Raw genomic sequence first — 6,339 nt, 5'->3', positions numbered from 1 at the left:
GCCTTCAGGTGCTCGATGGTGGGCGGTACTGGGTTCGAACCAGTGACCCCTGCCGTGTGAAGGCAGTGCTCTACCACTGAGCTAACCGCCCATCGTCCTGGTTCCTCAAGGGTTTCCCCTCTGTGGGCTTTACCGTAGCCCCTCTCCGGTCACCCAGTTGTCACCCTGGAGCACCAGATGGCAACGATTAGACAGAGGAATGACCGCTGGCAAGTCATCGTCAAGCGCAAGGGCTACCCGACCCAATCCAAGACCTTCGACCTCCGAAAGGATGCCGAAAAGTGGGCACGCCAGCAGGAGCGGTCTATGGATGCAGGCCAGTGGCAAGACCGCACGGAGGCAGAGCAGACCACCCTTAAGGACCTCCTGGAGCGCTACAGCAGAGAGGTAAGCAGCACCAAGCGAGGGGCCGAGATTGAGGCGTACCGGATTGAACTGTTCAAGCGCTCCTCCCTGGCTCAGTACGCACTGTCGGCGATAACTGGCCGGCTCGTCGCTGGCTGGAGGGATGAGCGCCTAAAGGAGGTCTCTTCGGGGACCGTTCAGCGGGAGCTAACCCTGCTGGGCCATGTCTTCGCTGTAGCTATCCGGGAATGGTGCATCGCCCTGCACAGTAACCCGGTAAGTCTCGTCCGCAAGCCCGCCCCCGGCAAAGCCCGCGATAGAGTCCTGACCGCCCCCGAACGGGAAGCCCTACTGGGTGCCTGTGCAGAGTGCCGTAACCCCTGGATTAAGCCCATCGTGGTCTTTGCCCTGGAGACGGCTACCCGGCGGGGGGAAATCCTCTCCCTGACCTGGAATAACGTCTCCCTGGAAGGATGTGCAGCGCTTGTGAGTGGCAAGACGGGTTCCCGGAAGGTGCCCCTATCACCGGCCTGCCTGGACGCCCTCAGAGGCCTCCCCCGTAGCATTGATGGGCGTGTCTTCCCGGTCACGATAGAGACCCTGAAGCAGGCCTATGAGCGTGCTGTGAAGCGTGCGGGCATTGATGACTTCACCTTCCACGACCTCCGCCACGATGCCCTGACCAGACTGGCCCGGAAGGGGTTCAACATCCTGGAGCTACGCGCTATCTCAGGCCATGCCACCGCCAACATGCTGCAACGCTATGTGTCCATTGATGCAGGCGACCTAGCCAAGAAGCTGGCCTGTGCTTAAGGCGCTCGTGTCTCTTTCATCCCCTGTTTTTTCGTAGTCCCCTCAATACACCTTTAGGAGCCTCTACCATGGCCTTCAGCTTCAACCTTACCGCCCCCTTCCGTTTCTCCTTCAACGCCTCCAAGGGGCATCTGTCGATGTTCTGGGGGCGCTCTGAAAGGGGCTTTGTCCTGGAGACTGGGCACGGGTCCAATCCCGGCCTGCTACGCGTGGAGACCTGGAGAAACCCCCTCTGTGGGAGCTTCAATGCTGCTGCCTTGGGGCTGCATCTGGTAGTGGCTAGCCCCGCTGCTGCACGCTAAGTAGGGGTATCTGGAGGGGCTTCTGTGGGAGGCCCCTTCCTCGTTCAGTCCCAAGGGTCTTGGAAATTACCCGCTTTCCTTATCTTTTCCGATATGGAGTAGCAGGCAAACAGCGATGTCCCGATGACCCACACCACGCCGATGGGGTTCAAGCCGGCCAAGTCTAGGGCGTTAGCCACAGTCAGCCATGCAGCAATCCACGCAAGAGCCCAGGAGATGCGTACAAGGAGCCTAGGGAGTCGCCCCTTAAGGCCTGTTGCCCACATCGACAGAGAGAAGAGCAGCGCAGCACAAAGGGCGGCAAGGTTGAATGAAATCATAGTTGGCTGGTGGGCGGCATTATTGCGGAGAGGGGTGGCTAATAAGCATGGAATGCTGACCTGTCAAAATAAAAGCAATAGTCAGTTGGGGCACCCGTGTTTTCTGGGTCAATGTGGGCAAGGAGGCCGTATCTTTCAACCCTCTTTTTTAGGGGCCGCCAGCCATCCACAAAACACAAGAAGTAGAGAAATAGCACCTCTTCTTTATCCATTCTGCTGCGCAGGAGCTTGGGATAGACATGGTTCCCTTCTATGCCGGAATCTTCAAGGTACTCCAAGATTACTAGTAAGGTCCTTGCGTACTCTGCGAATCCAGCAGTTTGTATCCCTTGCCGTATGATGCCTCCTAGTGTTTTCGACAGGTATTCCGGGTAAGTATCTTCGTAGTGTTTCCCTTGTTTTATTGAGGAAGCAAGAACGCCAGTTATGGCGCGTAGTGCATCAGGGCCTTTACTTGGTCGGAGCTGAGCGCTTTGTTGGAACGTTGTCTCTTCAAGCCGTTCGCTTAGCACCCTGAGCATCGCAAAAAAGGTTTGTTCAAAGCTCTGCTTTCGTATTGCCTCATTCTGCAATGCCAGAGCCGCAGCGGACTTCGCTTGCTCCTCCCGTGTTGCCTTCAGCTCTTGCTGAGACAACTTCAGTGCTTCTCTGGATAACTTCAGTTCCCTGGTTTGAAGCACCAAGGCCACCAGCAGGGCGAACACTGACAGGAAGCCGAAGACCGGGTTAAGGACTCCCCCTAGATAGTCTCCAAGCTGTCCCCACTGTTCGGGATCGTTGGAGACGGATTCTCCAAAGAAGAAGAGTGCGTAGCTGCCGGCAACGGCAATAGCGGCGATTACAGCCACCGCAAGGACTCCCATAAGGATTCTTTCGGAATTCTCTGATAAGCGCTCTGCCAGGGAGTTCGCTCTTCCTTCTTCCATTTTCTGAGCTTCCATTGTCATGAAAGTTGAAGCATACATCTCTGGGTCACTTGAGTAGAAGGAGCAGCAGGAAAAGCACCGGCAAGGGAACACCGGGCGCCTCCCTGGTCGCCCAAAAGGCCCACGCTATTCCTGTCAGGGCAAGAAGGGTGTTAGTTGTTAGATAAATTGTCATGATTTCGCTCCTTGGTTTTCCTCCTCTGCGTACTCAGGGAGGGCGGGTTATGAATCCCCTCGTGACTTGAGGAGGCTCCGTTACCTGTCTCCTTATTCGCAGCCCTCCGCACCGAATCCTTTAACGGCCTCCCCATCGTCTTCCGGGAGGATGGCTATATCAGCGCAACCAAAGCAGCCCGGCAGTTCGGGAAGAGGGATGCGAGGAAGTTCTTCGAGAACAAGGACACCAAAGAGTATCTTGAAGTCCTGTCCAAAATGACCCAAATCCCGGTCAATAACCTACGCCCCTCCAATAAAGGGCGCAACGGCGGGACATGGCTCCACCCTAAGCTTGCCATCCGTTTTGCGCGGTGGCTTTCTGTCGATTTTGAGGTGTGGTGTGACCTGATGATTGACAACATCCTGAAGGGCAACATCCAGACAACCGTAGTGGTGCCCACTGAAGAGGCCCTGTCCCAAATGATGGGAATTCCCCTCAATATCCTCAAGGGGCACAAGAGGAGAGGTCCAACAGGGCCACTAGAGGGGGCGGGTAGGGGTTAAACCCACCTATCGCAGATAGCCAGCCTCCCGGCCTGGCCTTCTGTGCCCTGCCGCGTCCGCTGTGGGGCTCTTCATCCCCATGAAAGGCCTCTTTCCATGCAATCCCCTGCAACTCCACCACGCCCCCTCATGACTCCCCGCGAGGTTGCCGGCTATCTGAAGGTCTCTGAAAAGACCCTGGAGAACTGGCGACGTAAAGGGAAGGGGCCTGCCTTCTCCCGTCTTGGCCCCAGCCGGGTCCGTTACAGCCCCGCCGCAGTGGGCGAGTGGCTGCAATCGAAACACCAGCCCACCACGGAGGTAGTCTGATGTGCACCGCCACCGTAGGCCGCGCCCTATTCATTGCGCGAGGGGGCGTAGCAAAGGAGACCGCCAGAGAAGCCGCAATGATGGACCTGAAAGTTACAGCCCCTGTGGTCGCTACTACTGTCCCCGCAATCGAATACGCAGGACAAGTCCGTAACGAGCGCGTGAAGAAGGAGGCAGAAGCGCTGCGAATCAAGCAGGCCTCCCTAACCCCGTCCCAGGTAGATGCTGCTTTGAAGAAGCGGGCTCAGGAGGTCAAGAGTATGGAAAAGCTGACACCGGCAGAGCGCAACAGGGCCGAGATTGAGGCCTTATTGGCTGAGGACGAGAAGTACCTTCAAGCGCAAAAAGCCCCAGAGGGCGACCTTCAGCCGGGGACTCCTGAATTTGAGGCAGAGAAGCAACGCCGCCTAGCCCACTGGAGGGCAGTAATCGCCGGGCGGGCCGAGCTTGAGGCCCTCTCCCGGAAGGGGCGTCGTTCTGACTGAGTTGGTCGGGTTTGGTAGATGACTTGCAGATTCAGCCGAGACCCTTGCAGGGCAATGCTTTCGCCCCTGTAGGACCCCTTTAAACCCACCTATAGCACTAAGGGAGCCCCTTGGTGTTGGCCTGCCGTTGCCCCCTTCCTGGTCCTGTCGAGGCCGGGGAGGGAGGCGGGCTCTTTCTCTATCTTGAAAGGATGTATAAATGAATCATGTACGAAACGAGGCGGTAGTGTTCCGCCAGGTCGCCTTCCCGGTCTCCGCATTCGACCACCTGAAGGATTACCTCCGCAGCTATGAGCACAAGCACGGGGTCAAGATCACGAATAGCCAGGCGCTAGCCCTGATCCTGGCAGAGCATAAGCAGGCGGCTGCCGCTGGCCTTCTGGTGGCTACTGGAGGTGCAGCATGAACGCCCCCAGCACTTCCCTCCAGGTATTCCAGTTCGACAACGTAGCCACGGGGGCCAGCCTGTCCCTGAATGCCCTTGAGAAGGATGGGCAAGTCTGGTTTGTGGCTAACGATGTATGCAAGGCGCTAGGCATTCACCCCACTTCCACCCGCCGACTGGAGGAGGATGAAAAGGGGCTGCATAAAACGCAGACCCTTGGGGGTCTCCAGCAGGTTGTCATTATCAATGAATCTGGCCTGTACTCCCTGATCTTCAGCAGCAACAAGGAGCAGGCAAGGGCTTTCCGTAGGTGGGTCACCTCCCAGGTCATCCCCTCCATCCGCAAGCATGGGGGCTACATCAACGGCCAGGAGGCCCTTGGGGCTGAGGACCAGCAGGCTACCCTTCAGGTCATCCAGCAGGAGGCCGAGAGGGCTAGGGCCAAGCATTACGAGGACAAGGAGGCGCGTAGCGATGCGCTGAGGTTCATGGGCAGGACTCCCAGCTATGGCCCTGGAGGGAACCCTAGGAAGAAGCTGAAGGGGGCTGCACGATGAAGCGGGCTAGCACTCTGCCTTTCTTCCAGGTCGATAGCGGCCAGGTCCTGGCATCCTCCATGGGGCGGACTCATGAGGAAATGGGGCTGTTCCTGATGCTGATGGTGATGTACTGGGAGAACGATTGCAGGCTTCCCCCTAGAGAGCGCTTGGCGGAGGCTCTTCAGGTGCGCGGCAAGAAGCTGGCAACCCTGGACAAAGTCATTGCTATCTTCTTCCCTGATGGGGTCAATGAGCAGTTGGACCTGTGCAAGGCCAATGCCCTGAAGACCAGTCAGAGGCAGTCAGCAAATGCCAAGAAAAGGTACGCCGATTCCGGGAAATCTCAGGAAATCTCAGGAAACCTTCAGGGGCGTGATTTGGGGGCTGCTGATTTCTAGGATATTTCCCTTATAAATCAGTCCATGTCATCTACCACGGCACTGCAACGGCTCTGCCATGGCCTGCCACAAGAGAATAGAAGATAGACAATACAAGAGAAGACAACCTATACAAGACAATCCAGAAGATGCCTCTTCCAAGATAGACCACCTATTCAGGGAATATCCTTGATTGATGGCTATGTACTGGCTTGTCTGTGTAGGTTGTCCCTCAAGTAAGGGAGTCCTTGTAAGGGGTGGCCTAGTACGTGGTCTCATCCCTACTAGGCATCTTAAGAGGCCTCTAAAGAGTAGCCTCCAGATTGCTGCCTACTCATGGCCATAAATTCTGGGGAATATTTCTGAGAGGTCCATCCTTCTACCGCTGCTGCTGTCTTCCCCCCGTGGGGGCGGTCTGAAGCATAGGCCCCGGAAAGATGCCTTGCGGGCTCGAAGGAGGTCTATCTCCAGGGGGAATCCCTAGAGGCACCCTCCGGGACGCACAGGAAGGGGCCTAGAAGGCGCTGTAATGCCTTTGCCTACACGCACCTATGCCTGGAGAGGGTGGGCTCTTGTAGGGGCTTCCTGTGCTGTCAAGACTGGTGGGGTAGGTGCTGCTGTGGTAGCCTGGATATAGGCAGTCGGTCACCCGGCTGTCACCCTGAGTCACCCGAAACCCAAAACTGGGGACCGGCGAAAGGGGCAACGCTTGAGGACTAGAAAAGAAAAGGCCTGATTTCTCGGGCCTTCAGGTGCTCGATGGTGGGCGGTACTGGGTTCGAACCAGTGACCCCTGCCGTGTGAAGGCAGTGCTCTAC

At 57.0% G+C, this 6,339-nt stretch carries 8 protein-coding genes and 1 tRNA gene; 7 read left to right on the top strand and 2 right to left on the bottom strand.

Annotated features, from left to right (window positions below):
• Positions 1-16 precede the first annotated feature (16 nt).
• Positions 17-91, bottom strand: a tRNA-Val gene (locus G471_RS0100505).
• Between the two features lie 86 nt (positions 92-177).
• On the opposite strand from G471_RS0100505, the gene G471_RS0100500 reads away from it, so the two are divergent.
• The gene (locus G471_RS0100500) at positions 178-1,158 is read left to right on the top strand and encodes a tyrosine-type recombinase/integrase (protein WP_028993579.1); all 981 of its coding nucleotides are present in this window, start codon (positions 178-180) and stop codon (positions 1,156-1,158) included.
• Positions 1,159-1,818: 660 nt separating this feature from the next.
• Here G471_RS0100500 and G471_RS18130 read toward each other — a convergent pair.
• Entirely contained in the window at positions 1,819-2,706 is an 888-nt protein-coding gene (locus tag G471_RS18130; protein WP_157272415.1) for a putative phage abortive infection protein, read from the bottom strand.
• Positions 2,707-3,015: 309 nt separating this feature from the next.
• Here G471_RS18130 and G471_RS19615 point away from each other — a divergent pair, with 309 nt between their 5' ends.
• The 6 genes from G471_RS19615 to G471_RS0100455 all read left to right on the top strand — a co-directional run bounded on the left by G471_RS19615 (position 3,016) and on the right by G471_RS0100455 (position 5,542).
• Complete coding sequence (locus G471_RS19615) at positions 3,016-3,426, top strand: KilA-N domain-containing protein (protein ID WP_081700049.1); 411 nt, start codon at positions 3,016-3,018, stop codon at positions 3,424-3,426.
• A gap of 96 nt (positions 3,427-3,522) precedes the next feature.
• A complete protein-coding gene (locus tag G471_RS19610; protein WP_028993574.1) occupies positions 3,523-3,735 on the top strand; it encodes a helix-turn-helix transcriptional regulator in 213 nt (70 codons plus the stop codon).
• A gap of 77 nt (positions 3,736-3,812) precedes the next feature.
• Positions 3,813-4,220, top strand: a complete 408-nt coding sequence (locus tag G471_RS0100470; protein ID WP_157272414.1) for a hypothetical protein — start codon at positions 3,813-3,815, stop codon at positions 4,218-4,220.
• A 199-nt stretch (positions 4,221-4,419) separates the two neighbouring features.
• Positions 4,420-4,626 (top strand): hypothetical protein, encoded by a 207-nt coding sequence (locus G471_RS0100465; protein ID WP_028993572.1) that lies wholly within the window; start codon positions 4,420-4,422, stop codon positions 4,624-4,626.
• Positions 4,623-5,162, top strand: a complete 540-nt coding sequence (locus tag G471_RS18120) for a BRO-N domain-containing protein (protein WP_051295187.1) — start codon at positions 4,623-4,625, stop codon at positions 5,160-5,162. The genes G471_RS0100465 and G471_RS18120 overlap by 4 nt, the downstream gene beginning before the upstream one ends.
• Positions 5,159-5,542, top strand: a complete 384-nt coding sequence (locus G471_RS0100455; RefSeq protein WP_028993571.1) for a hypothetical protein — start codon at positions 5,159-5,161, stop codon at positions 5,540-5,542. Before G471_RS18120 ends, G471_RS0100455 begins: the two co-directional genes overlap by 4 nt.
• Positions 5,543-6,339 lie beyond the last annotated feature (797 nt).

The organism is Azonexus hydrophilus DSM 23864 (genome assembly GCF_000429605.1).
Taxonomy (GTDB): Bacteria; Pseudomonadota; Gammaproteobacteria; order Burkholderiales; family Rhodocyclaceae; genus Azonexus; species Azonexus hydrophilus.
This window is presented reverse-complemented; position numbering and strand designations above follow the sequence as displayed.

Coding starts and splice junctions, on each gene's coding strand:
- G471_RS0100500 (WP_028993579.1), top strand. CDS start 178: ATGGCAACGATTAGACAGAGGAATGACCGCTGGCAAGTCATCGTCAAG.
- G471_RS18130 (WP_157272415.1), bottom strand. CDS start 2,706: ATGGAAGAAGGAAGAGCGAACTCCCTGGCAGAGCGCTTATCAGAGAAT.
- G471_RS19610 (WP_028993574.1), top strand. CDS start 3,523: ATGCAATCCCCTGCAACTCCACCACGCCCCCTCATGACTCCCCGCGAG.
- G471_RS0100470 (WP_157272414.1), top strand. CDS start 3,813: ATGATGGACCTGAAAGTTACAGCCCCTGTGGTCGCTACTACTGTCCCC.
- G471_RS0100465 (WP_028993572.1), top strand. CDS start 4,420: ATGAATCATGTACGAAACGAGGCGGTAGTGTTCCGCCAGGTCGCCTTC.
- G471_RS18120 (WP_051295187.1), top strand. CDS start 4,623: ATGAACGCCCCCAGCACTTCCCTCCAGGTATTCCAGTTCGACAACGTA.
- G471_RS0100455 (WP_028993571.1), top strand. CDS start 5,159: ATGAAGCGGGCTAGCACTCTGCCTTTCTTCCAGGTCGATAGCGGCCAG.